The organism is Wolbachia endosymbiont (group B) of Sphaerophoria taeniata (genome assembly GCF_947179355.1).
Taxonomy (GTDB): Bacteria; Pseudomonadota; Alphaproteobacteria; order Rickettsiales; family Anaplasmataceae; genus Wolbachia.
On the sequence record NZ_CAMXAW010000003.1, the window covers coordinates 640286 to 664855 of the forward strand.

Here is a 24570-nt window from a genome sequence, read left to right on the forward strand (position 1 = left end):
GCTAGAAATTTTATTATTTTACATAAAGGTTGGTATTTTTGTATTCTTAAATATAGATATTGGAGAGTAGACCGGCGGAGCTTCCCCACCAGTCTCTCGCAGAACTGTACGTAAACCTCTCAATTTATACAGCTCCCGTTATTCAGCCTTTTGATCCCAATCCTAGTGTCCAGTGATAGAAAATATTTGGAGACCTCTTTCTCACTTTTGCTAGAAATTGCTTTGCTAGTCTTCCATGATTTCGAAGTTTCTTATATTTGGCTCTGACCCATCCTACTAGGTGCCACTCTACATTTCTAAGAGATGGATACATCTCTGATTTATAAAACCTGCCATAGTACTGATACCAGCCTCGGACTATAGGATTTATTTTCTTTGATATTTTCTCTAGTGTTGTATATGTTTGCCTACGTATTTTCCATGACCTTATGGTTTGGTTGATCTTCTTCTTGGCTTTGTTGCTAATTGCAGGTAGAAATGAGACAAAATAGTTTCCTATTTTATTGTTCTTTGCCAGTCTAGGTCTGAACGTGTAACCCAGAAAGTCAAAGCTCTGTATTGGAAACACATCTCTCCTATTGTCATCCTTACAGTACACTATTTGTGTCTTTTCAGGATGTAATTTTAGCTTAAACTCAGCCAATCTTTCTTCGATCTTGTCTTTTATGAATTTTGCCTGTTTCTGGGTTTTACAGTGCACCATTGCATCATCTACATATCTCTCAAATGGTATTGTTGGGTAGTTTTGCCTCATCCACATATCAAATGCATGATGCATAAATATGTTAGAAATGATTGGGCTTACAGAACCTCCTTGTGGAACTCCCTTATTCCTAACTACCTTACTGCCATCTGCTAGTTGAATCGGGGCTTTCATCCACCTTTCCACGTACAGTATGACCCACTTGCAATCTGTATGCTTCTTGATAGTTTGCAGTGCTAACACATGATCCAGATTGTCGAAAAATCCAGAAATATCAAGATCTATCGTCCAATCACTTCTCCAACATCTCTTACACGCTGTACTTACCGCATCCAGTGCAGACTTGTTTGGTCTATAACCATACGAATCTTCGTGAAATTCCGGCTCTACTAACGGTTCGAGATACATAGTAGCTGCTGTTTGCCCTATCCTGTCGAATACTGAAGGAACACATAAAGTTCTTTGTCCTCCTGTATCTTTTGGTATCGCAACAGCTTTTACTGGTTCTGGAAAATAACTTCCGGATGACATCCGATTCCACAGTTTGTATAGATTATCTTTTAGATTTTCTTCAAACTTTGTTATCGAGACCTCATCTACACCTGCCGCACCTCTGTTTTTGGATACTTGTTTATAAGCTTTCCAAATCAGTTGCTTTGGTATGTCAAAAGATTTTGTTTTATTCATTAACTCTTCCCTTTCGGTTGATAAATAATTAAAACTAAATAACTCAGCCCCTTCGCTCCATTTCCATTACAAAAACTTCTTCACTACTACGAGCTAATCCGCCCCTGTTTTTCGCATCAGTACTCTCTTCCTTAGAGTTCAGCTCCTTGGACTTCTCCCTTATCATCGAAACGACAGGTTCCCATAGTTCCACACAATAGCCTGAAATAGGTTCATGCCACCTATATGCCGGATGCCACCTACCCAGTAGACAAGTTCCCGATAGGCTTATCCCAAGTTACTTTTTCTCCCCTGGTTTTGACATCATCGCATTACCTTTCGACGTGTAATCAGTGGTTCACTTGCGTTCATCTCTCTATTTCACACATGACGCATAATTACGCCTTTTCCATAACGCTCACTACCTTGGCTCTTTACCAAAGCAGCTTATGGTTGTTTGAAGCCTGCTCTTGTAAACCGGCTCCGAGGGGCCCACCCTCATCTATTGTGCAGCTTTCGCACTTAGTTTGCTCTTTCCTGAACATTCCTTGTGTCTCTACGGCACACAAAAAGTACAATAAGGTTATTAGTAGAACAAGCACAGCTAAATCATGTTAGAATTAGAGGTGAGAGAGAAGTACCACTAAACCTCTTTGAGGAAAACATAATAATGAGAGAGCGAAGAAGGGCAAGAGAACAACAAATGCGGCCAAATTTTATTAGAGAAAGAGAAGCGTCATTGAATCTCTTTGGAAACAGGGATGAAAATGTAATAATGAGAGGACAAATGAGGTCACGCTATATTAGGCGTATTAGACGTGAAAGAGAAGTACCACTTAGTTCAAAAATAGGAGAATTAATTGGTGTAGTTTCATCCATAATTGTAGGTGCTTTCATTGGTATAATGGTTGGTATGGTCATTGCTGGTTTATGTATTGAGCTTTGTGTAATCACCACTGCAGAACCGATTCTTCTCATCATGGGTGCTACTGCTGTTATAGGAGCTATTGTAGCAGGAACTGCTCCTGTATTAAAGCTAATAGAGATGTTTAAAGGTCAAGAACCTAATCTTTCTCCTAGTAGCGGTCTGGAAAGCTCTAATACTGAACATACTTATTTAAATAGGCAAAGAGTTATTTAGAAAAAAATTGGAAGAATGTTCAAAAAAGTCCATTTATAAAATACATCGGCTTAACTATGATCTTATAACTTAAGCTAATTAATTAAAAATTTTTGTTTTAGCGGTTAAATAAAGCCAGATCTTATTAGAGAGAGGATCTTCTTATCTCTTCTTTACCTTCATTTTCATTTCTAACAATTTTTTTTCCACTTAATATGTCTCTTATTTCATCTCCTGTTAAAGTTTCAAACTCCAGTAGATTTTCAGCAATGAGCTCCAAGTCTTTCCTACGCTTGGTTAAAATGTCTTTTGCTTTTTCATAGCAAGAAAATACGACTTTCTTTACTTCCTCATCTATAAGTCTTAACGTATCTTCAGAAATTGTCTCAGAATCATGTGTGATTTGTTCGCGATTATGATAGATCGGACCTATTTTGTCGCTCATTCCCCATTTTGTCACCATAGAACGTGATAAATCTGATGCTAGTTTTATATCTGAAGATGCACCGCTTGTGACTTTATCATAGCCAAAAATTAGCTCTTCTGCCACACGCCCACCCATTGCAACAGTTATATCTGCTAGCATCTTTTCTCTTGTGAGGGACACTCTATCTGTTTCTGGTAGTCTCATAACTAAACCAAGTGCTCTACCACGTGGAATAATTGTTGCTTTGTGTATAGGATCAGAAGCAGGCATATTAACTGAAACTACTGCATGACCAGCTTCATGGTAAGCAGTAAGCTTTTTTTCTTCTTCTGTAATGACTAAGGACCTTCTTTCCATGCCCATCATCACTTTATCACGTGCATACTCAAAATCATCCATGGTAACAATTTTCTTATTTCTTCTTGCAGCAATAAGCGCAGACTCATTCACTAAATTTGCTAGATCAGCCCCTGAAAAACCTGGCGTTCCCCTCGCAACTGTTTTTACGTTTACATCTGGTGCTATCGATATTTTCTTTATATGCGTATTTAATATTTTCTCACGCCCATTTATATCAGGTAAAGAAATAGTAATCTGTCGGTCAAAACGACCAGGTCTAAGTAGTGCTGGATCTAGGACGTCTGGACGGTTAGTTGCAGCAATTATTATCACACCTTCATTAGACTCGAAACCATCCATCTCAACCAGTAACTGGTTTAATGTTTGTTCCCTTTCGTCGTTACCGCCACCAAGACCGATGCCGCGATGCCTACCTACTGCATCTATTTCGTCTATGAAAATTATACAAGGAGCATTTTTCTTACCTTGATCAAACATATCCCGGACACGGCTTGCACCAACACCGACAAACATTTCAACGAAATCAGATCCAGAAATACTAAAAAACGGTACATTAGCTTCACCTGCAATTGCACGAGCAAGTAGAGTTTTACCAGTTCCAGGGGAACCAATTAAAAGGCATCCTTTTGGTATCTTCCCACCTAACACTTGAAATTTTTGCCTTTGTTTAAGAAAATCAACAATTTCAACCAACTCTTCTTTTGCTTCATCAATCCCAGCAACATCATCAAATGTCACTTTTTTTCCAGTAGTCATAAGCCTAGCTTTTGATTTGCCAAAGCTTATAGTTCTATTACCTCCTGCTTGCGTTTGTTTAAAAAGGAAAAGTAATAAACCGATAAAGATAAGGGTCGGAACCCATTGAATAAGTAATCCACCAATTATACCTATTGCAGAGTCTCCAATTGAAAAGGAGAACTTCACTTTCCTATCATGCAAACTTTTTATTAAGTCACTATATATAACACCACTTGAGTTAAAGGCTGACCCATCCCTAAACTTCCCTTCGATGCTTTGGTTTCTTATTGTAATATTTTCTATATCATTATCTTCTAGTCTAGTTAAAAATTCTGAAAAAGGTATGGTTGTTTTACTCTTACCTATACTTCCGCTAAATTGAATATAAGCAACTGAAATAAGAACAATAATCACTAACCAGATCAATAAGCCTTCTAAAAATTTTTTCATTTACATTTCTAATTAAACACTAATCAAGCTTACCAAATTTTGTTTTATCATGCTATTAATAATGCATCGAATCTTATCATCACCGTATTTCTCCGTTATAATTTACATCAGGATAAGCAACCACCTTTCCATTTTTTTCACTGTTGGAAAAGAGTAGTAAACTTTAGAAAAATAATTACAAATTTAAAAAATCTTGCCCCACTCATTGTAATCCTTAATTAAATATCAGTTAACTTTAGCAAATTTTCCTTTATTATACTAGAAATAAAATATTTAATCTCATCATCACTAGTGCTCTTACTATTATGTTTCATACATGGATAAGCAAACATCTTTCCATCTTTTTGTACTGTAGGCAAAGAATAGTAAACTTCAGAGCAATAATCATAATTTTTTAGAAATTCAGGGATTTTTTGTGTTTTTTTTAGCGGAGCAATAGTTACTGAACACTCCTCATCTCCAAATATTGTGCAGCTAAACCTGTTATCCCATTCAATAGAACCATTTAATGGTAAGTGTACAGTAATTTCCTGTATATTTGACGATTCTCTCATTATCAAAATACTTTCTCCATATTTTCTTATTTTGCATCCATAGAGTGTGCAATTAACATCACTATTTTGTTGCAATATTCTATTAAATATTGCGATAAGGCTACGGTACCTTGGTTTATAGTGCTTGTTGACAATTGCCATTATAGAATAAAGAAGAAGCCTTAAAGCTATTTCCTCTGGCAGTTTATAAAGTTCATCTAGTTTAATTTCAATATAACCAAGATCATGAATATTAACGCAGTCATTAAGTGCAAGGCGTGTGTAGTGCATCAACGCTTTTGCAGCTCTTTTCATATGAAGGGCTGTGAGGCATATTCGCTCTGTTAAAATCTCTTGATTGTCACTTGCTTTAAGTAAGTTACGGTATAAAGTTCGTCTGTATTTTAAGTCATAATTGCTTCTATCTTCGATCCATTTTAACCGGTGAAGATTAGCGTACTTTTCTATTTCACTACGACTAAAATTTAACAACGGCCTAAATATATAAATACCATTTAAGAAAGATTTGTAATCCATTGATGATAATCCATCTACTCCACTACCTCGCTCCAATCTTAATAAGAACGTTTCTGCTTGATCATCTTTGTGATGAGCAACGAGCAAACATTTAACATTATTGTTTTTACACCACTCTGCTAGTAACTTATATCGTGCTTTTCGTGCCTGTAACTGAATATTACCTTTAATATTTTGCTTCTCCCAATTTAATATGAACGATTCCTTTGCTCCAAGTTCTTTTGCATAACTTATAACAAAATCAGCTTCTTTTTGAGACTCTGAACGTAACCCATGATTTACTGTTAATGCTATAGGAAGTGAAAGCTTGTTTTTTTTTGCCCAGTTAGTCATTAAATGCAGTAAGACTATACTATCTACACCACCTGATACTGCAACTGCGATTTGGTTATGGAAAGCAAAGCTATTAGCTATATTTTGAAATAATAACTCTAATTTCATTATGTTTCTTGATGGCCAGATAGTCTCTACGTCATACAGCGACTTATTTGTGGTATATATAGATCCCGCTAACAAGCAGCGGAATTGCTCTCTTTTGTCATCCCAGTGCTTAACACTGGGATCCAGGTTTTAATGCAAGAAACTACTTCTTTATTCCAGAAAATGAAAATTCCACTCTACGATTTTTAGCATGCTCTTTTTCATATTTAGAATTTCTAGAATCATCTTTTACATTAACCAAAGGCTCAGTTTCACCTTTAGAAGCAGTTTTTATTCTATTTTCTAGATAAGGTGTACAGCTGACCATAAATTTTTTAGCTGCATCTGCTCTTCTAGCTCCTAGTGCAAGATTATACTCGTGAGAACCACGATTGTCAGTATGACCAGTTAAAGTGACCTTTGCGTCAGGATTATTTTGTAACACTTCCATCACGTCAAGTAATGCATCTGCACTCACTTCACTGATACTAGATTCATCATAACCAAAGAAAACTCTTTTATCACCTATCTGCTTAACAACAGCATTCATTTTATTTGTCGTATTTACTCCTTTTTTAGGGCAAGAACTTACACCAGTAAGCAGTAAACAAAAACAACACATTATAATCAGTCTACTCCACATCACTAAACCTCCATAAATTTAAAATATAGTGCGTAATTTTAATTTTAGTACTAATAATCCCTCTATACTAGAATAGAGTCAAGGGAAATAAAATACTAAATGTTTTCTTTACAATCTTATAATTAATTTTCTGATAAGATGCTCAATTCTTAGCAATGAAGTACAATAAAAGAATAAAAATACAATTTTTTATTGTACTTTAAGCAAATATACTTTTAACTTTATTATTAATCTATTACGATATTAAGCAGATGTTTCAAAGCAATGAATAAAAATGAGATCTTATAAGTTTTTAGAGGAAGTATTACATAAGGTAAGGAATATCGAAAACACACTAAAACTACTAAGCAAAAGCCAATTGAATGTAGAGGACAAAGTTGAACAAATGTGTCTTCTAGAGGAAATCAGACATGAAATTATCTCTCATGATACAATAAAGGAATCATTAGCAAATGCTCTTAGGAATAAAAAGAGTGCAAATATTCAGCAGCTAAAGTTAATAGAGGGGATATACAAAAGCAGTAGTGCTATTCCTGTTGATTTAGTAAAATCTTTGTCCAAAGCTAAGATTGAATGCCAAAACTTATGGAGGCTAACTAATTCTGAAATTAGTAACTTAGAAAAGCTGAAAGAATGCTTTACTAACCTAATTAAGCTTACTCGTGAAGCAGCTTCTATAAAATCGCAGCAATTAAAGCGCTCAAACTATGAGTCATTGCTTGCTGACTATGACTCTAATATCACAGAAAAGAACATAAAGGAAATATTTCCTAAGCTAGGTAAATTTTTTAGTGAAAATGTAGAGAAAGTAACTCAAAAGCAGAAGAAGGATAAGGTTACTAATATACAAAAAGTTACGGTTCAGAGACAGATTGAACTTGGTTCCTTATTCTTACAGCAAATGAGTGTTACACCAAATGAGATTTCCATTTCTTATTACGATTCTATCGATTATGATGAATCTGACCTTTGTTATGGTTTATTTTTACTTTTACGGCATACTGGTTATGCAATTCATCAAAAATGTTTAGCGCAAAATTCTATAAAGAGCTCAATTACAAAACATATTATGTATGAAACTCAAGGGTTATTCATGGAAAGGATCATTGGAACATCCAGAGAATTTATTGAGTTCATTCAACCACACATAAAGGAGAAACTTTCTACAAAAGGCAAAATTAATAGTAGTGTTGAAAATTTGTATTTGATTTTCAATAAAGTAAATCTTTCATCTTTTTTGAAGAATGCGGATGAATTTAGTTTATTGGCTCACATTATGCTAAGAACTAAATTAGAACAAGATCTAATAAATGGTACGTTAGAAGTTAAAGATCTACACGATAAATGGTTGGAAGGTATGAAGCATTACAAGATTTCAGTAAAAGCTAAAAATGAGCTAGACACTTATTTTCAAGATGAGTATTGGATAAGTGGTGTTATAGGCTACTTTCCTATTAAAGTCATAGCGTTAATCGCTGCTGTGCAGTTTTTTTCTTTCATTAAGAAAAATCATTACGAATTTTTAGATTCTATAGTAAAAGGAGATTTCAGTTTACTTATCGATTGGTTCTCTAAAAATGTATATAGTGCAAATTATGGCTTTTTGGAACAGCTAAAAAAGGTAACAGGTAGGGATTTAGATATTGAGTGCTACACTAGTTACTTATCTGAAAAGTATAATTTGTCTAAATAAATGGTTTTCTTGAGTTGTGTATGAGTTTTGTTCAGAATTTAATCAGAAATTTTTTTACTTTCAAAGGTTTATTTGCTAGCGATATTGCTATAGATCTTGGTACTGCAAATACTTTAGTTTATCAGAAAAGTCAGGGGATAGTGCTTGATGAACCCTCAGTTGTAGCAAGAGTAAAAGAAAAAGGAAGTTACGTTCCTTATGCTTTTGGCAAAAAAGCTAAGATGATGCTCGGAAAAACACCTGGAGAAATAGAAGCGATAAGGCCCTTGAAAGACGGAGTTATTGCTGATTTTAAAAGCGCGGAAGAAATGTTAAAATATTTCATACGCAGCGCAAACACAAGATTCACTGTTAATAAGCCTAATATTATCATATGTGTTCCATCTGGATCTACCCCAGTTGAAAGGCGTGCTATACAAGATGCAGCAGAAAGTGCTGGTGCAAATGAAGTATTCTTAATTGAAGAACCAATGGCTGCAGCAATTGGGGCTGGACTTCCAGTTACCGAACCTGAAGGTTCTATGATTGTTGACATAGGAGGTGGTACAACTGAAGTTGCAATTATTTCTTTAGGTGGAATTGTTTATTCACGTTCTGCCAGAGTAGGTGGCGATATTATGGATGAGGCAATAAAGTCATACATTCGTGAAAATCATAAGTTATTGATTGGCGAAACAACTGCTGAAAAAATTAAGAAAAGCGTCGGTTCAGCCAGTCTGCCAGTTGAAAACAACAAAGAGGGAATGATAATTAAAGGCAGGGATTTAGTGAGTGGTATGCCAAAAGAAATGCTTTTATCAGAATATCAAGTTGCAGAGAGCCTAATAGAGCCTGTACATCAGATAATTTCTGCTATTAGAACTGCACTGGAGAGTACTCCACCTGAACTTTCTTCTGATATAGTTGATAGAGGAATAATTTTATCTGGTGGAGGTGGGTTATTGCGCAACTTGAGTAAAGTTATTAGTGAAACAACAAAATTACCAGTTCGTGTTGCAGATGATCCACTTTGTTGTGTTGCCCTGGGTAGCGGAAAAGTACTTGAAAACATGGACTATTTTGGCCATGTTTTATTCAAGCAAGATTAAATTGTTTTTGAAGGCAGTTTATCGAATTGTTTTGATGGAATTATGTAATATAAATGAGATCCCAGTGTCACGCACCAAGTAATTTAAAGGCAACTTCCAGCAGGAAGGGGTGTCATCCCAGCGCTTGACACTGGAACTTGACTACAAATAAGTACGCTGTTTCGATGAAATTGTGTAATAGAAACTGGATTCCAGTGCTTGACACCAGGTTTGTGTTTATAAATTATATGCTAAAAGAATTTGAAATTGAACCTTTATTAAAAGATAAAGCTCCGCATCAAACTAAGGCTATTGTTGCAATGTCCGGGGGAGTTGATAGCTCCGTTGCTGCAGCACTGCTGTATAACCTTGGGTACGAAGTGATAGGTGTGACTCTTCAGCTCTATGGCAGTGATGGTAATGCGAGAAAGGGTGCATGCTGTGCTGGACAGGATATTTATGATGCCAAATACGTGGCTGAAAGTGTTGGCTTTCCCCACTATATTTTAAACTACGAGGAAATATTCAAAAAGGAAGTAATAGAGGATTTTGCAAATACCTATATGCGTGGGGAAACCCCCATACCATGTGTAAGATGTAACCAAACAGTAAAATTCCGTGATCTATTGCAAGTCACAAAAAATCTTGGTGCGGATGTGCTCGTAACAGGACATTACGTAAGAAGATTAGAAGAAAATGGTGAGGTAAAGTTGTGCAGAAGTATTGATAAAAGTAAAGATCAAAGTTATTTTTTGTTTGCTACAACTGAGGAGCAGTTAAAGCTTTTGCGATTTCCACTAGGTGAGTTCTATAAAAGTGATATAAGAAAATTAGCAAAATATTTTAGCTTACAAATCTCTGAAAAGCCGGATAGTCAAGATATATGCTTTGTTTCCGAAAGCTATAGTAAAACAATAGCTAAATTAGCTCCACAATCTGTACAGAAAGGTAAAATAGTAGATATTCATGGAAAAGTGCTAGGTGAGCACAACGGCATAGTAAATTTTACAGTGGGCCAGAGAAGAGGCCTCTGCATTGCACACAGTGAGCCTCTTTATGTAATAAGAATTAATACAGAAAATAATGAGGTTGTAGTGGGTCCAATCAATGCGCTCATGCAAAAAAAGATATTGGTCAAAGAGTTAAATTGGTTAGAACAACCAAAAGAAGGCATGGAAGTAACTGTGAAGCTTAGGTCATCACATGCAGGAAGCTTAGCGACAATATATTCAACTGACGAAAAGAACAAAGCCTGTGTAATTTTAAACGACGATTACTTTGGCATCAGTCCAGGTCAAGCCTGTGTAGCATATAAGGGCGAACAAGTTATAGGTGGAGGTTGGATATGCTCCTAACTTGGTGGTTTAATTTTTTAATGCAGAATGTAAACATACAATAAAATTTATTGCTGTTTTATCCTATATTCTTTATACTATAAAGATAATTATTATATTGTGGACTAGAGGGATGGTTAAAGAAGTTGAAGAGTTAATAAAAATTGTTGGTAAGGGCAATTTACTAGAGGCCGCATTTATTCGTTTGGGCAGTTTTCAACATGCTGACTTACATCATTGCATGGATTGCAGAAATCATATAGGTCTATCCGAATTCATTAATAAAAAAGAACAAGAGCCATTAGATAAATATTTTAACTTAAAATTTAGTCTACAAGGATTGTTTTTAATTTATGTTCAAGCTTATAGAGTTCTTGCAGAAAATGCTCAGTTCAATACTCAAGAAGTAATTGATAAAATATATGCTGCAGTTGAAAGTAAAAAAATACCTACTCTTTGTGACACTTCGAAGAAACTGCTAAGGGAAATTGTAGATCAAGTAGAATTGACAGAAGATCAAAAAAAACTAAAGCTTTTTAATATTCTAGCAAATCCGAAAGGTGAAGCTCTATTTAACAATAATGATGACTTTGAGAAACAAGTACTCAATAATGTTAAAAAGTTACTCAAAATAAGCTATGCAAATGAATTTGATAAAGAGTTTAGCTTATGTAAAGAGGTAATAAATCATTATTACTCGATTCACAGTATAAAAATAGATAAAGACATAGCATTACTATTTTCTAGTTATGGTATATTTTCTACATGTACTGGAAATGGAGATATTTTATCACTCAATCAATATATTAATGAGAAAGCTAGAGTAATCAACACACCACTGTATTACAGTTACATCTTACAGTTAATAAACGTATTAAGAAAAATTGAGTTACCGTATAGAAATGGATTCACCAAGTATACACTTAATTATAGAGGTATAAGTGAATTGAACGGGACATTTACAGCTGCAAGAGAGCAAGACAGTCAAGATTCTCTATATCCTAAAAATATCAAACGTACTCTAGAGCAACTACTAAAAAACCAAAATAGTGATGCATTTGAACAATTAGTAACAAACCCTGAGAATACGTATTACTCAGTGCCACAAAGTGAATGCAGACTAAACTCTACTATCAGTAACAAAAAAAACAAAAATCATAAAAACACATTTTGTAAATTAGCTTTAGGTATGTTTATATTGTCTATTGGATTATATACTGCTGATTATTTCTTTATGGAGCAAAAGTTATTCAACTCAATAACAAATATTTTGCCACAAAATAATCTCATCAATTTCATAGTTGCTGCAGTACTTACTATCGTAATAGTATATGCCTTATCTCAATTATTGAAACCACCACAGGAACCACCACTTTCAACAGTCGATGATGTGCGGAAGAAAAAATTAGAACCGCTCCATGCAAAATAAGCTCAGAACTACATAAATGTGGCAACTTAAAAGCACATATTGTATAATGCTTATTCTTAAGTTAAGAGGTAATTTATGGATTTAAGTAAAATAACAGCGGGACCAAATGCGGTGAATGTGGTAATTGAAATAGGCGCAAATGCTGAGCCTGTAAAGTATGAATTTAATAAAGAGCTTGGTTTATTAAAAGTTGATAGATTTTTGTCCACCTCAATGACTTACCCTTGCAACTATGGATTTGTACCAAACACCTGTGCAGGTGACGGTGATCCTGTAGATGTTTTGGTAATAACTCAATTTCCTTTAGCATCTGGGGTTTTGATATCAGTGCGTCCAATAGGTGCATTGCTCACTAAAGATGAAAAAGGAGAGGATGAAAAAATATTAGCCGTACCTATCTCCAGTGTTGATAGCTATTATGAGAATATAAAAAACTATTCTGACTTACCTAAAAACTTACTAGATAAAATTTCTCATTTCTTTTCTCATTATAAAGATTTAGAAAAGGGAAAAACGGTAACAGTTGGAGAATGGGCTGATGTGGAAAAAGCAAAAAAAATCATTGAAAAAAGTAGAAATTAGTTTGCATTAGAGCTGCTCAGAAAAATATTGTTGTTTTTTATGTTGCGGTTAAAAGCATTAGACAGGCAGTAAAGGTCTTGATATTATAGTAATAATTTGGAAGGGTGGCCGAGCGGCTGAAGGCGGCGGTTTGCTAAACCGTTATACGATTGAAAAGTCGTATCGAGGGTTCGAATCCCTCTCCTTCCGTATATTATTGTTTAGGTATTCATTACAGTAATTTCATCCTCTTTTTTAATTATTAAAAAGTTAGCTAGCGTTTATTCAGTATTTATTATAGAATTAGTTATTAGCTAAATAATTTTATATGCATAAAATACTAATTTTGATATTAATAATGCTGCCGCTTAGGTTACTTGCAACTGAGATTGAAATTGTTGCAGATGTAAATGGTGAGCCAATTTCAAATTTAGATATCGAAAGACGTATAAACTTCATAAATTCATTGCTTGGCACTCAGAAGATTAATCAAAAAGAGGTAAAATCTCAAATTCTAAGACAGTTAATAGACGAAATTATCATTGTCAGCAAAGCACAGAAGATGAATATAGAATTGAGTAACGAGGAGTTAAATAATGCTGTCACGTTATTCTTAACTCAAAGTTTAAAACTTGAGGCTGATGAAGTTGATCAATACGTAAAAAAGCATAATATAGATCTCAATACCCTAGAAAAACAAGTAAAGTGTCAGCTACTGTGGAACAAGATTATTGAAGTAGGAATTGTGCCACTTGTCAATATCAGCGATAAAGAAGTGGACGATGTAAGAAAACAAAAAGAGAAACCTGACTACCTTATTACATTTCAGGAGTTTGTAATTCCTGATCAGAAGATGGCTGAAGATTTAATAAAACAATTGCGTAGCAGTAATAATCCAGAATCTTCAATAAAGATGAGCAAAGCAACCGTTAATTTAAGTCAGCTAAAAGGTAAACTCAAGGACGTTTTGGAAGGATTAGAAATCAGTGATGTAGCAGGTCCGGTTAGTTTAAGCGAAGGTTACTCTGTTATAAAAGTCATAGATAAAGTACAGCTTAATCATACAATGCTGAAAAGTACTTTAAAACTGAAACAGGTTGTAGTTGAAGGTTCAGAAAGTTTACTCTCTAATTTTAAGGAGCAAAAGGTCAGTTGTTTAAATTTTGACAAGTTAGCAGATGATTTCAAGTTGCCAAGCGTAAAAGAGTTTGAAATAAAAATGCGAAATTTAAATCCTGATTTACAGATTTTATTTAGTAAAACAAATATGAATGAAATAGTAGAATTAAGAGAAAATAGCACTGCAAAGTTGATGATGTTATGTGATATCAAAAATAATGCAATGGATATAGAAGCAATCAAACAGGAAATGTATCAACAAAAGATTATGATACAAAGCAACCTGTTATTGGATAATATGCGTAAAAATGCAGCTGTTAGTTATCAGTTTAATTGAAGTTAGAGAGGTTTTCTACTCCATAAAAAGTTTATGAAGAATATAATGCTCATTGGCGGTGGAGTTGGAAATGCAGTGTTATTTTCGATAGGGAAGGCATGTCTTGAAAACAATCATAAGGTTTTATATTTCGCTGGCTATAAAAAATTAAGTGATGTATTTAAACGAGCACTGATAGAACGTGCATCAAGTGCAGTAATTTGGGCATGTGAAGAAGGATTGATAGAAACAAGCAGAGAACAGGATAAATCCTTTCATGGTAATATAGTTGATGCAATAATCTCATATCAGCAAGGAAAGTTAGGTAAAATTACTATTAGTTTAAACACTATAGATAAAATCATCACTATTGGTTCTGATAAAATGATGAAAGCTATAAATGAAGCTAGAAAAACAATTTTAAAGCCATATCTAAAACCAAAACACATAGCAATATCATCAGTTAACTCTCCTATGCAGTGCATGATGAAAGAAATCTGCGCTCAATGTATTCAGCAACACATAAATAAGGAAACAGGAGAAATAAGTTTTGTTTATAGTTGCAGTAATCAAGACCAGGATATGGAGCTTGTTGACTTTGATTTTTTAAGTGAGCGCTTGAAGCAAAATAGTTTACAAGAAAAGCTCACTGCAAAATGGATAGAACATGTTCAAAGACACTAAACAGCACAAAGAGGAACTAAGGAAGCAATATAGAACCATAAGAAAAGATGTTGATGAAAGTTATTCTAGTTATGCAGCAAATTCTCTTATTAATCTCTTTAACAAAAACTTAAGTTGCGTTAAAGGTAAAACAATAGCAGCGTACATTCCAACAGACGGAGAAATTAATGTTGTGCCTTTGATGCATCATTTACTCGATTTAGGATATAAAGTAGCAATTCCTAATAAAAATAAGTTATTAAAATTTGAGGAATGGAATAAAGCAGATGAAGATATAATTCCCGACACAATCATTACCCCTATTGTTGCTTTTGATGATCATTTTAATAGGTTAGGTTTTGGCGGTGGTTGGTATGATGAAATGATAAAAAAATTACGGCCACTTGGAAAAATATTTATAGGTGTAGCCTATGAGAAGCAATATTGTAAAAATTTACCTGTAGAAAAACATGATCAAAAATTGGATATTATAATCACTGAGATGTGTGTTAGATGTAGAAGTGGATTGCTCAAAAAAGTGGATAGAAAGGAGTAGCATAGTCTCCCTCTTTCTGATAGTATAGCCCTTCTCATAATAGTCCAAAAAGAGTAAGATATGGATTGATAGTAGTGGAAGGTAAGGATGCCAGTAGCATATAGTTATGACTTAAGAAAAAAGGTAATGGAAGCATTGGATGAAGGAGAGAGTGGAGAAACTGTTGCCAAGAGATTTAAGATCGGAAAAACAACTTTATATGAGTGGAAGAAAAGACGTGAGAAAACGGGAGATTTTCAGTCAAAAAAGCCTGGAAGCGTGGCATAAAATTACCGACTGGAATGCATTTGCCGAATTTGCAAATGAGCAAGGTGGCAAAACTCAGTCAGAGATGCTGGGGCAATATTAGTAGACAAACAATTCATCGAGCACTTAAAAATATAGGATTCACAAGAAAAAAAAGACCTACGGATATAAAGAAAGAAATGAAGAAAAGCGAGCTCAATTTTCAAAGGTTATAGCAACAAAAGAACCTAAAGAATTAGTGTATATAGATGAGTCTGGACACTGAACCTATGGGTATTGCCAGAAAGGACGGGAGTGTTAAATAAAGTGTGTCAAACCGAAAAGTAAAATATTACAATTAATATAAAACGGAGGTTTTACACATGAGTGAAAAAATGGCAAATAAATATGTTGGATTAGTAGACTATCAAGAACTAGAGTCAAATATTCTGTCATCTATACGAGAAGGTAGATACCGTCTTGTCAGTCAACAAGAAAATTATAGAAATTGAATCTTAAGCTGTATTACGAAATCAAAAAATACTTTCTATCAACATATACACTAACCAACTACATTAAATAAATTTGTGTAAAATGCTATTTTACATAAGATAGAAAGTACGCATTTTTTGATTTTAAAGTACTAAATTCTCCTCCAACCGCTTTGCCCTGTAATTCTTGATATGGTCAGGATTAAAAGCACTTTTGGATTTTAGAACACCGAAAATGATATGGAGTAGCTTACGCATTGCAGCACCAACGATAGCCATATTATGCTTACCCTTTTCCTTTAATCTCTGGCAAAAACTAATAATGATAGGATTGTGATTCTTAGCTACTATAGCAGGAAAGAAAAGTGCTTTACGTAATGTTTGTGAACCGGATTTACTTAATCTGGGTTTGGCATATACAGAGGAACCTGACGTCATATTTCGTGGTATAACTCCTGTATATGCTGCCAATTGCCTGGCATCTCTAAAAACCTCTATGTCAGGAACTTCAGCTAAAATAGCTATTGCTGATTCTTCTCCTATTCCTGGAATAGTCAATAGAAGTTGAAAATTTTCCAACAATTCTTTATGTTGATTTAATAGTTCACGTACGGAGTTTTTTATTGTTTCTATTTTTTGAGCTATATTCATTGCAAGGTCTTCCCAAGCACTTGCAACTTCTTTAAGCAGTCTCTCTTTTTTTTCTAAGTGGTTATTTACTAATGTTAACTCATCTTTTAACGCAACTGAGCAACGATAAAGATGTTTTAATTTTTTCATTTCAGGAGAAGGTGGTGTCCAACTAGAAGGTTCCTGTCTTTGGCAATAATCAGCAATAACTTCTGCATCGGTCTGATCATTCTTTTGTCGTATCAGCTTACTCCTTGCATAAGATTTTATGCAATAAGGATTTACAACACTAACAGAATGTCCAGCGTTGTGCAGAAACTCAGCCAAAGCTTCGCTATAACAACCAGTAGCCTCCATGCAGGCTTTTACTTCTTCTACATTATGTTTTTGTAGAAAGCTAAGTAAACCTTGAAACCCAGAATCCTCGTTTTTAAAACTCCTTTTTCTAGTTTCACATCTTCCTTTTTTGCTTATGAACGAGAGAAAAACATCAAAGCGATCTTTCGATACATCTATACCTAAAAAGTTGTTGATCATATATAACCCCATGCGTTACCATTAAAAATGAAAAGTAAGGCTAGTCTTGTGAATACAGAATTAGAACCATTTAGGTTTTTCTACGATACCGTCCAGCCTGTACTCTTGAGAAGAGAACTCTTATCTACCTTACAGATTTTATATCTAAGACCACTGACAGAGTTCTTCTCTTCTCCATCTAATGCTTAAGCTTAAAACATTAGATGCTTTTTACAAGATACAAGATCATTGACGGAAAGAGATGGTGCATTAACACCGTTTGTAAAAAGGCTACTGGAAGCGATTCTGGAAGGTGAAATAAAAAATCACTTGTCGGCTAAAAGCGAAGAAAATAATCGAAGAAATTGAAGAAATTCAAAGACTTTACGGACAAGTGCAGGTTCATTTGAGTTATTGACACCAAGAGATAGGGAAGGAAGCTTTGAGCCACAAGTAGTCAGAAAAAGGCAAACAACCGAACTTGAAGCAAAGGTTTTAAGTACATATGCCAGTGGCATGGTATATAGAGATATAGAGTCGCATGTAGAAGAGATATAAAATATCTGTAGCGGAGATATCAAGTATTACTGATAAATTATTGCCTGTAATAAATGAGTGGCGTAGTCGTCCACTGCAATCAGTGTATCCAATAGTGTTTATGGTTTTTTAAGGTCAAAGAAGACGGGCATTGCGTAAGTAAATATATGTAGAATATATTAGCAGAATGAAAGGAAAGAAGTTTTAGGCTTTTATATAGCAGAAAGTGAGGGAGCTAACTTTTGGCTAGGGATGTTAAATGACTTAAAAGAGAAAGGAGTAGAAGATATCCTGATTGTATGTGTAGATGGGCTAAAAAGCTTTCCTAAAGCAATAAACAGTGTATTTCCTAAAGCAGAAATACAACTATGTATTGTACATCAGATAAGAAATTCACTGAAATATGCATCGAGCAAAGATGTGAAAATTTTCATGAATGATTTGAAAAAAATATACCGTGCTGCAAGTAGAGAAATTGCCGAAAATTATTTGCTTGAGCTAGAGGAAAAATGGGGAGAAAATATACTTTAGTTTTGGGAGAATAATTGGGAAAATTTGTCTAGTTATTTAAAATATTCTGGCCCTGTAAGAAAGTTAATTTATACCACAAATCCTATTGAGGGACTACATAGACAGATCAGAAAATTTACTAAAACTAAGGGCTCATTTACTAGCACAAATGCCTTGTATGAACAGGTATATTGTGCTATAAAAAAGGTAAGAGAAAAATAGGCTATGCCTATACATGATTGGGCTTTAACTATCTCTCAACTTGATATCTTTTTTTCTTGTAGGTTAAAAATTGAGTTGAATTAAAAATGCGGTTTGAAACAGTTTATTTAACACTCCCTTTTTGAAAGGTATCCGTTCAGCGGAGTGGCAGAATAAGGTAGACAAGGTGATCTAAAAAGATAATCATAGAGCAAAAGTGAGGTAATGTGGTAAACCTTTTAGAGCTTTGCAAAAATTTACAGCAAAAAATAGAAAAGTTAGAAGCAAAAATAGAAAAGCTGGAAAGGGAGAATGAAAGTTTAAAAGCAGAGAACAAGGCTTTAAAGATAGAGAACGCTGAATTAAAGGAAAGGCTTGGTTTAAACTCGAAAAATTCATCTCTACCAAGCTCTAGAGAGTTGTACAAAATAAAAAAGGACAAGCCAAAGAGCGACAGAAACGTTGGTGGTCAGGTTGGTCATAAAGGAAGTTTTCGCGCCAAAATGGATGCAGATGAGGTGATAAAAGTAAAGTTGTCATCTACTTGTGAATGCGGAGGAGGGATTGCAATATGCAATGGACCGTACATTCATCAAAAAGTTGATCTTCCGGAAATTAGGCCTTATGTAGTGGAATATCAGATGGAGCATGGTCGTTGCCGGAGATGCGGAAAAAGAAGAAGCAGTAAGTTACCAGAAGGTGTTACGTCAGATACATTTGGTCCAAGGGTTAAGTCAATAATTGCAGCGTTCAGCGGATTCTACAAAAATTCAAAACGCGAAATAGCGAGTGTCGTAAATGATATCTTCAATTTGAACATAAGCGTCGTTAGCATATCAAATAGTGAACATAGAGTTGCTTCAAAATGCAAAAAAATGTATGAGCAGATCGAACAAGAGATAAGTAGGAGTAAAGTTCTACATATTGATGAAACGAGCCATTATAACAAAGGTAAACTCGCTTGGTGTTGGATGTTTGCAAGCAATACGGCAAGTTTTGTGAAGTTGACAGAGTCAAGAGGAATGAAAGTTTTAAAAAATAACGCATGCTGCAATCATAATAGCTTAGTGGTAACCGACAGGTACGCAGTATACAATTACTTTGCTGATGAAAAAAGGCAAATCTGCTGGGCACACTTAGCAAGGGATTTTGAAAGATTAGCGCATAGTTGGAATATTGAAGTCAAAGTTCTTGGCTGTTACTTAAGAAATGTAGCTACTGAATTATTTGCACTAAAAAAGGCTTTGCTAAAAAATGAGATAGATGTTTTTAGATTTGCCAGACGTGCCAGAAAGTTGCGAAAACGTACAAGGTATTACTTGAAGGAAATATCCTACTTACCTGAAGCAATTGGAGCCTCTCGAGTTGCGAAAAATATTTTGAAATCTGAAAGAATGATGTGGAATTTTTTAGATGACCCAAAAAACATTCCGCTGACAAACAACCATGCTGAACAGCAGATACGGCATTATGTCGTTTACCGCAAAAATTCGTATTTTACACAATCAAAGCGGGGAAATGCATTCCTTGAACGGATAATTTCGTTATACTTAACATGGAAACAAAGGGGTCTCAATCCTTTCCAAAACCTCTTATCTATTGTTTCTTAAACCACTCTCCTGAACGGATACTTTGAAAGTTACAGATCGCTAAAAATATTTAAACAACTAATTTTTATAACTTTGTACCAATAAAACTATTCCCACCTTAATTATCAAACAGTAACGTATAGAACTACAAACTTTTGTATATTAAGAAATTGTTTAAATTGTATACCTGGCTACTATGTCCCCTACTTCCAAGATAAAGTACCTTTCACTAAAAAATATTGAATTTAATTTTTGTAATCACTTAAGTCTAGTATTATTTTGTTAATGTATCGTTCATTTGCATCCTTGATGATAAATTTTATACCATTTTTATATCTTATAACTTCATCTACAGAAGGTACCTTACCAGCAATTGAAAGAACCAAACCACTAAGTGTGGCATAATGCTCTTCAGATTCACACAACTCTATTTTTAGATTTTCCTCTATATCCTTTATAAGGGCCCTTGCCGATATTTCAAACTTATTTTGAGATAATTCAGTAATGGTGTGTTCTGAATTTACCTCATTCTCGTTATCAATATTTGGTATCAATTCTTCTATAAGATCATTTATCGAAATTAAACCATCAGTTCCGCCATATTCATCCAGTACAATAGCTAAATATGACTTGGAAGATTTCATTTTAACAAAAAGATTTGTTGCTTTCATTGAGGCTGGTACAAATATTACATTTTTTATAATATTCCTCAGATTAAAATCTTTATTCTTATTGAAAATGATATCTTTTACGTAAAAAAAGCCTATTATGTTGTCAAAGTTATTCATATAAGTTGGTATCTTAGCATGGTAAGTGTTTTTCACCTTCTTTATTACCTCATCCTTGCTCGATTCAATGTCTACTGCACATATCTCCTTACGTGGAGTCATTATATCCATGATACTACAATCACGGAATTTTAATAGACTATTAAGTATGTCAAGACCTGACAGATCACCCATTAATGACTCAGTCGCACATTTTTTTAACACAGAAGTTTTGTTGAAGAGAAAGAGAAAAATTCTGTATGCTATTTTTTCTACTAAAGTTCTTTTCTTATTCAATTTATTCCCTTTAATGGTGAAAATATCTTTAGATAAGGTCTATCAAGAAAACTGTTATTAAATGTTTAATAAGCATGTGAATAATGTCAAATTAATTTGTGAATTATTTGTTGACATAAAATACTAACAATTGATCAACAATTTTTTCAATGACATATACATAATTATATAACAATCCATGATAGTAAAGCTTTTTTCCATAAAAGAAAATTACTAACATTCTAGACATCTTACTTATACACATAAATCATAAATGAAAATCAATAGTATAGAGAAGTTATTAACATATTTATCCACAAGCTAAGTAATACTAATTTTTACTGAATTTTAAGTTAATAACAATTTATTGATAGAACTACTACTACTGTTATACTTTAGTTTAAATAAAAATTAGATAAAGTAGATTGAAAAGAAGTAAAGCAAAAATAGCAAGAATCATCAGCCAGAACGAGTCAGATGAAAAAGTTCCTATTTGGTTAATGCGTCAGGCTGGTAGGTCTCTTCCTGAGTATCGGAAGGCGGTGGAAAACATGAATAATTTCATGGAGATATGTTATAGCACAGATTTGGTAACAGAGTTAACGTTACAACCAATAAGAAGGTTCAATATGGATGCAGCGATAATTTTTTCTGATATTTTGATAATAGCTGACATTTTAGGCTGTAATGTAAATTTTATTCGAGGTGTGGGTCCAATAATAAGACCTATAGAAAGTGCTAAAGACTTGAAGAGTCTACAAGGAATTGAATCTAACACATTACCAATCCTAAATGCTATAAAAGAAGTAAGAAGCCAGTTGCCAGAAGAAAAATCGCTTATAGGCTTTGCTGGAGGGCCGTGGACGGTAGGTTCATACATCATAGAGGGCGGTGGTAGTAAAACTTTTTCCAAGGTGCTAAATTTCTGTCCATTGGCACTAGAGGAAATAATAAACAAAATAACGAAAGCGACAATTATTTATCTGATCAAACAGATAGAGTTTGGAGCAGATGTTATTCAGTTATTTGACAGCAATGCTGGTGTATTGAAGGAAAAACTGTTTGAAAGATACATCATCAAGCCAACAAAGGAAATTGTTTCGGCAATAAAGAGTAGATTTCCCAATTTTCCAATAATAGGTTTTCCGCGCTCTGCTGAAAATCTTTATACAGATTACTGCGAACAAACAGGCGTATCTGCAGTAAGTATAGATTATAATGTTCCAATAGAATGGGCGAAAGAAAATCTAAAAATTCCTCTGCAAGGGAACCTTAATCCTAGTCTTTTGGCCTACAATAAGTCAGAAGCAATTGAAGAAGCAAAGCGTATAATAGATTGTTTTAGAGGGTTACCTTTTATATTTAATCTTGGACATGGAGTGCTTCCTGATACTCCGGTTGAAAATATTGCTGCATTAGTGGACCTAGTAAGAAACTACTAAAACTCTTGTATGAAAAGCCTTTATGAGGGTGGTCAGCCAAATCGCTCTTACTTTAAGCGTTAGCACATTATTACAGTGCCAATTTACATTATTAAAACTCGCTATACAGGGATTTATTTGCCTTTTTCAATTTATTAAGCTTTTTGTGTGCCGTAGAGACACAAGGAATGTTCAGGAAAGAGCAAACTAAGTGCGAAAGCTGCACAATAGATGAGGGTGGGCCCCTCGGAGCCGGTTTACAAGAGCAGGCTTCAAACAACCATAAGCTGCTTTGGTAAAGAGCCAAGGTAGTGAGCGTTATGGAAAAGGCGTAATTATGCGTCATGTGTGAAATAGAGAGATGAACGCAAGTGAACCACTGATTACACGTCGAAAGGTAATGCGATGATGTCAAAACCAGGGGAGAAAAAGTAACTTGGGATAAGCCTATCGGGAACTTGTCTACTGGGTAGGTGGCATCCGGCATATAGGTGGCATGAACCTATTTCAGGCTATTGTGTGGAACTATGGGAACCTGTCGTTTCGATGATAAGGGAGAAGTCCAAGGAGCTGAACTCTAAGGAAGAGAGTACTGATGCGAAAAACAGGGGCGGATTAGCTCGTAGTAGTGAAGAAGTTTTTGTAATGGAAATGGAGCGAAGGGGCTGAGTTATTTAGTTTTAATTATTTATCAACCGAAAGGGAAGAGTTAATGAATAAAACAAAATCTTTTGACATACCAAAGCAACTGATTTGGAAAGCTTATAAACAAGTATCCAAAAACAGAGGTGCGGCAGGTGTAGATGAGGTCTCGATAACAAAGTTTGAAGAAAATCTAAAAGATAATCTATACAAACTGTGGAATCGGATGTCATCCGGAAGTTATTTTCCAGAACCAGTAAAAGCTGTTGCGATACCAAAAGATACAGGAGGACAAAGAACTTTATGTGTTCCTTCAGTATTCGACAGGATAGGGCAAACAGCAGCTACTATGTATCTCGAACCGTTAGTAGAGCCGGAATTTCACGAAGATTCGTATGGTTATAGACCAAACAAGTCTGCACTGGATGCGGTAAGTACAGCGTGTAAGAGATGTTGGAGAAGTGATTGGACGATAGATCTTGATATTTCTGGATTTTTCGACAATCTGGATCATGTGTTAGCACTGCAAACTATCAAGAAGCATACAGATTGCAAGTGGGTCATACTGTACGTGGAAAGGTGGATGAAAGCCCCGATTCAACTAGCAGATGGCAGTAAGGTAGTTAGGAATAAGGGAGTTCCACAAGGAGGTTCTGTAAGCCCAATCATTTCTAACATATTTATGCATCATGCATTTGATATGTGGATGAGGCAAAACTACCCAACAATACCATTTGAGAGATATGTAGATGATGCAATGGTGCACTGTAAAACCCAGAAACAGGCAAAATTCATAAAAGACAAGATCGAAGAAAGATTGGCTGAGTTTAAGCTAAAATTACATCCTGAAAAGACACAAATAGTGTACTGTAAGGATGACAATAGGAGAGATGTGTTTCCAATACAGAGCTTTGACTTTCTGGGTTACACGTTCAGACCTAGACTGGCAAAGAACAATAAAATAGGAAACTATTTTGTCTCATTTCTACCTGCAATTAGCAACAAAGCCAAGAAGAAGATCAACCAAACCATAAGGTCATGGAAAATACGTAGGCAAACATATACAACACTAGAGAAAATATCAAAGAAAATAAATCCTATAGTCCGAGGCTGGTATCAGTACTATGGCAGGTTTTATAAATCAGAGATGTATCCATCTCTTAGAAATGTAGAGTGGCACCTAGTAGGATGGGTCAGAGCCAAATATAAGAAACTTCGAAATCATGGAAGACTAGCAAAGCAATTTCTAGCAAAAGTGAGAAAGAGGTCTCCAAATATTTTCTATCACTGGACACTAGGATTGGGATCAAAAGGCTGAATAACGGGAGCTGTATAAATTGAGGGGAGTGTTAAATAAACGTATCCGTTCAGCGGAGTGGCAGAATAAGGTAGACAAGGTGATCTAAAAAGATAATCATAGAGCAAAAGTG

Annotated in this window: 21 protein-coding genes, 1 tRNA gene and 2 pseudogenes; 17 read left to right on the forward strand and 7 right to left on the reverse strand. The window is 34.7% G+C overall.

Features of this window, described 5'->3' with window-relative positions; all coding sequences use genetic code 11:
* Nucleotides 1–142: 142 nt before the first annotated feature.
* Both ltrA (ONG75_RS07045) and ONG75_RS07050 read right to left on the reverse strand, forming a co-directional pair.
* Nucleotides 143–1390, reverse strand: coding sequence for a group II intron reverse transcriptase/maturase (gene ltrA, locus ONG75_RS07045; protein WP_264336129.1), 1248 nt, complete (start codon nucleotides 1388–1390; stop codon nucleotides 143–145).
* A gap of 43 nt (nucleotides 1391–1433) precedes the next feature.
* The gene (locus ONG75_RS07050; protein WP_264336130.1) at nucleotides 1434–1583 is read right to left on the reverse strand and encodes a hypothetical protein; all 150 of its coding nucleotides are present in this window, start codon (nucleotides 1581–1583) and stop codon (nucleotides 1434–1436) included.
* Nucleotides 1584–1919: 336 nt separating this feature from the next.
* On the opposite strand from ONG75_RS07050, the gene ONG75_RS07055 reads away from it, so the two are divergent.
* Nucleotides 1920–2510, forward strand: coding sequence for a hypothetical protein (locus ONG75_RS07055; protein WP_264376111.1), 591 nt, complete (start codon nucleotides 1920–1922; stop codon nucleotides 2508–2510).
* A gap of 124 nt (nucleotides 2511–2634) precedes the next feature.
* On the opposite strand, the gene ftsH is transcribed toward ONG75_RS07055, so the two are convergent.
* The 3 genes from ftsH to ONG75_RS07075 all read right to left on the reverse strand — a co-directional run bounded on the left by ftsH (nucleotide 2635) and on the right by ONG75_RS07075 (nucleotide 6597).
* A complete protein-coding gene (gene ftsH / locus ONG75_RS07060) occupies nucleotides 2635–4464 on the reverse strand; it encodes an ATP-dependent zinc metalloprotease FtsH (protein ID WP_264376112.1) in 1830 nt (609 codons plus the stop codon).
* Between the two features lie 218 nt (nucleotides 4465–4682).
* Entirely contained in the window at nucleotides 4683–5975 is a 1293-nt protein-coding gene (tilS, locus tag ONG75_RS07070) for a tRNA lysidine(34) synthetase TilS (RefSeq protein ID WP_264376113.1), read from the reverse strand.
* Nucleotides 5976–6117: 142 nt separating this feature from the next.
* A complete protein-coding gene (locus tag ONG75_RS07075; RefSeq protein WP_007302208.1) occupies nucleotides 6118–6597 on the reverse strand; it encodes an OmpA family protein in 480 nt (159 codons plus the stop codon).
* A gap of 274 nt (nucleotides 6598–6871) precedes the next feature.
* On the opposite strand from ONG75_RS07075, the gene ONG75_RS07080 reads away from it, so the two are divergent.
* The 11 genes and pseudogenes from ONG75_RS07080 (at nucleotide 6872) to ONG75_RS07130 (ending at nucleotide 16072) form a co-directional block, all read left to right on the forward strand.
* Nucleotides 6872–8290: a gluzincin family metallopeptidase gene (locus tag ONG75_RS07080; protein ID WP_264376114.1), complete on the forward strand. Its 1419-nt coding sequence runs from the start codon at nucleotides 6872–6874 to the stop codon at nucleotides 8288–8290.
* A gap of 20 nt (nucleotides 8291–8310) precedes the next feature.
* Entirely contained in the window at nucleotides 8311–9378 is a 1068-nt protein-coding gene (locus ONG75_RS07085; protein ID WP_264376115.1) for a rod shape-determining protein, read from the forward strand.
* 227 nt (nucleotides 9379–9605) lie between these two features.
* Nucleotides 9606–10712, forward strand: coding sequence for a tRNA 2-thiouridine(34) synthase MnmA (gene mnmA / locus ONG75_RS07090; RefSeq protein ID WP_264376116.1), 1107 nt, complete (start codon nucleotides 9606–9608; stop codon nucleotides 10710–10712).
* A 112-nt stretch (nucleotides 10713–10824) separates the two neighbouring features.
* Complete coding sequence (locus ONG75_RS07095; RefSeq protein WP_264376117.1) at nucleotides 10825–12120, forward strand: WD1261 family protein; 1296 nt, start codon at nucleotides 10825–10827, stop codon at nucleotides 12118–12120.
* A 75-nt stretch (nucleotides 12121–12195) separates the two neighbouring features.
* Nucleotides 12196–12702: an inorganic diphosphatase gene (gene ppa / locus ONG75_RS07100; protein WP_264376118.1), complete on the forward strand. Its 507-nt coding sequence runs from the start codon at nucleotides 12196–12198 to the stop codon at nucleotides 12700–12702.
* A gap of 98 nt (nucleotides 12703–12800) precedes the next feature.
* Nucleotides 12801–12891: transfer RNA gene (locus ONG75_RS07105), tRNA-Ser, on the forward strand.
* Nucleotides 12892–13009: 118 nt separating this feature from the next.
* On the forward strand, nucleotides 13010–14137 hold the full coding sequence (locus ONG75_RS07110) for a SurA N-terminal domain-containing protein (RefSeq protein WP_264376119.1): 1128 nt from the start codon (nucleotides 13010–13012) through the stop codon (nucleotides 14135–14137).
* Between the two features lie 33 nt (nucleotides 14138–14170).
* Nucleotides 14171–14800: a ferredoxin reductase domain-containing protein gene (locus ONG75_RS07115; RefSeq protein ID WP_019236782.1), complete on the forward strand. Its 630-nt coding sequence runs from the start codon at nucleotides 14171–14173 to the stop codon at nucleotides 14798–14800.
* On the forward strand, nucleotides 14784–15335 hold the full coding sequence (locus ONG75_RS07120) for a 5-formyltetrahydrofolate cyclo-ligase (RefSeq protein ID WP_010403418.1): 552 nt from the start codon (nucleotides 14784–14786) through the stop codon (nucleotides 15333–15335). The genes ONG75_RS07115 and ONG75_RS07120 overlap by 17 nt, the downstream gene beginning before the upstream one ends.
* A gap of 87 nt (nucleotides 15336–15422) precedes the next feature.
* Nucleotides 15423–15843, forward strand: a pseudogene (locus tag ONG75_RS07125) (IS630 transposase-related protein); the annotation flags it as partial.
* A gap of 100 nt (nucleotides 15844–15943) precedes the next feature.
* Nucleotides 15944–16072 (forward strand): hypothetical protein, encoded by a 129-nt coding sequence (locus tag ONG75_RS07130; protein ID WP_264376120.1) that lies wholly within the window; start codon nucleotides 15944–15946, stop codon nucleotides 16070–16072.
* A gap of 123 nt (nucleotides 16073–16195) precedes the next feature.
* On the opposite strand, the gene ONG75_RS07135 is transcribed toward ONG75_RS07130, so the two are convergent.
* The gene (locus ONG75_RS07135; RefSeq protein WP_264375440.1) at nucleotides 16196–17218 is read right to left on the reverse strand and encodes an IS110 family RNA-guided transposase; all 1023 of its coding nucleotides are present in this window, start codon (nucleotides 17216–17218) and stop codon (nucleotides 16196–16198) included.
* Between the two features lie 198 nt (nucleotides 17219–17416).
* Between ONG75_RS07135 and ONG75_RS07140 the strand changes: the two are divergent.
* Both ONG75_RS07140 and tnpC read left to right on the forward strand, forming a co-directional pair.
* Nucleotides 17417–18550: pseudogene (locus ONG75_RS07140) on the forward strand (IS256 family transposase).
* Between the two features lie 122 nt (nucleotides 18551–18672).
* Entirely contained in the window at nucleotides 18673–20055 is a 1383-nt protein-coding gene (gene tnpC, locus ONG75_RS07145) for an IS66 family transposase (protein WP_264375454.1), read from the forward strand.
* A gap of 224 nt (nucleotides 20056–20279) precedes the next feature.
* Here the strand turns inward: tnpC and ONG75_RS07150 are convergent, their stop codons facing one another.
* Entirely contained in the window at nucleotides 20280–21098 is an 819-nt protein-coding gene (locus tag ONG75_RS07150; protein WP_010403535.1) for a transporter associated domain-containing protein, read from the reverse strand.
* A 404-nt stretch (nucleotides 21099–21502) separates the two neighbouring features.
* Between ONG75_RS07150 and hemE the strand changes: the two genes are divergently transcribed.
* The 3 genes from hemE to ltrA (ONG75_RS07165) all read left to right on the forward strand — a co-directional run bounded on the left by hemE (nucleotide 21503) and on the right by ltrA (ONG75_RS07165) (nucleotide 24458).
* Nucleotides 21503–22519 carry a uroporphyrinogen decarboxylase gene (gene hemE, locus ONG75_RS07155; RefSeq protein ID WP_264375167.1) on the forward strand — a complete coding sequence of 339 codons (1017 nt, stop codon included), beginning with the start codon at nucleotides 21503–21505 and terminating at the stop codon, nucleotides 22517–22519.
* 498 nt (nucleotides 22520–23017) lie between these two features.
* Complete coding sequence (locus ONG75_RS07160; RefSeq protein ID WP_264336130.1) at nucleotides 23018–23167, forward strand: hypothetical protein; 150 nt, start codon at nucleotides 23018–23020, stop codon at nucleotides 23165–23167.
* Between the two features lie 43 nt (nucleotides 23168–23210).
* On the forward strand, nucleotides 23211–24458 hold the full coding sequence (gene ltrA, locus ONG75_RS07165; RefSeq protein ID WP_264336129.1) for a group II intron reverse transcriptase/maturase: 1248 nt from the start codon (nucleotides 23211–23213) through the stop codon (nucleotides 24456–24458).
* The last annotated feature ends 112 nt before the right edge of the window (nucleotides 24459–24570 follow it).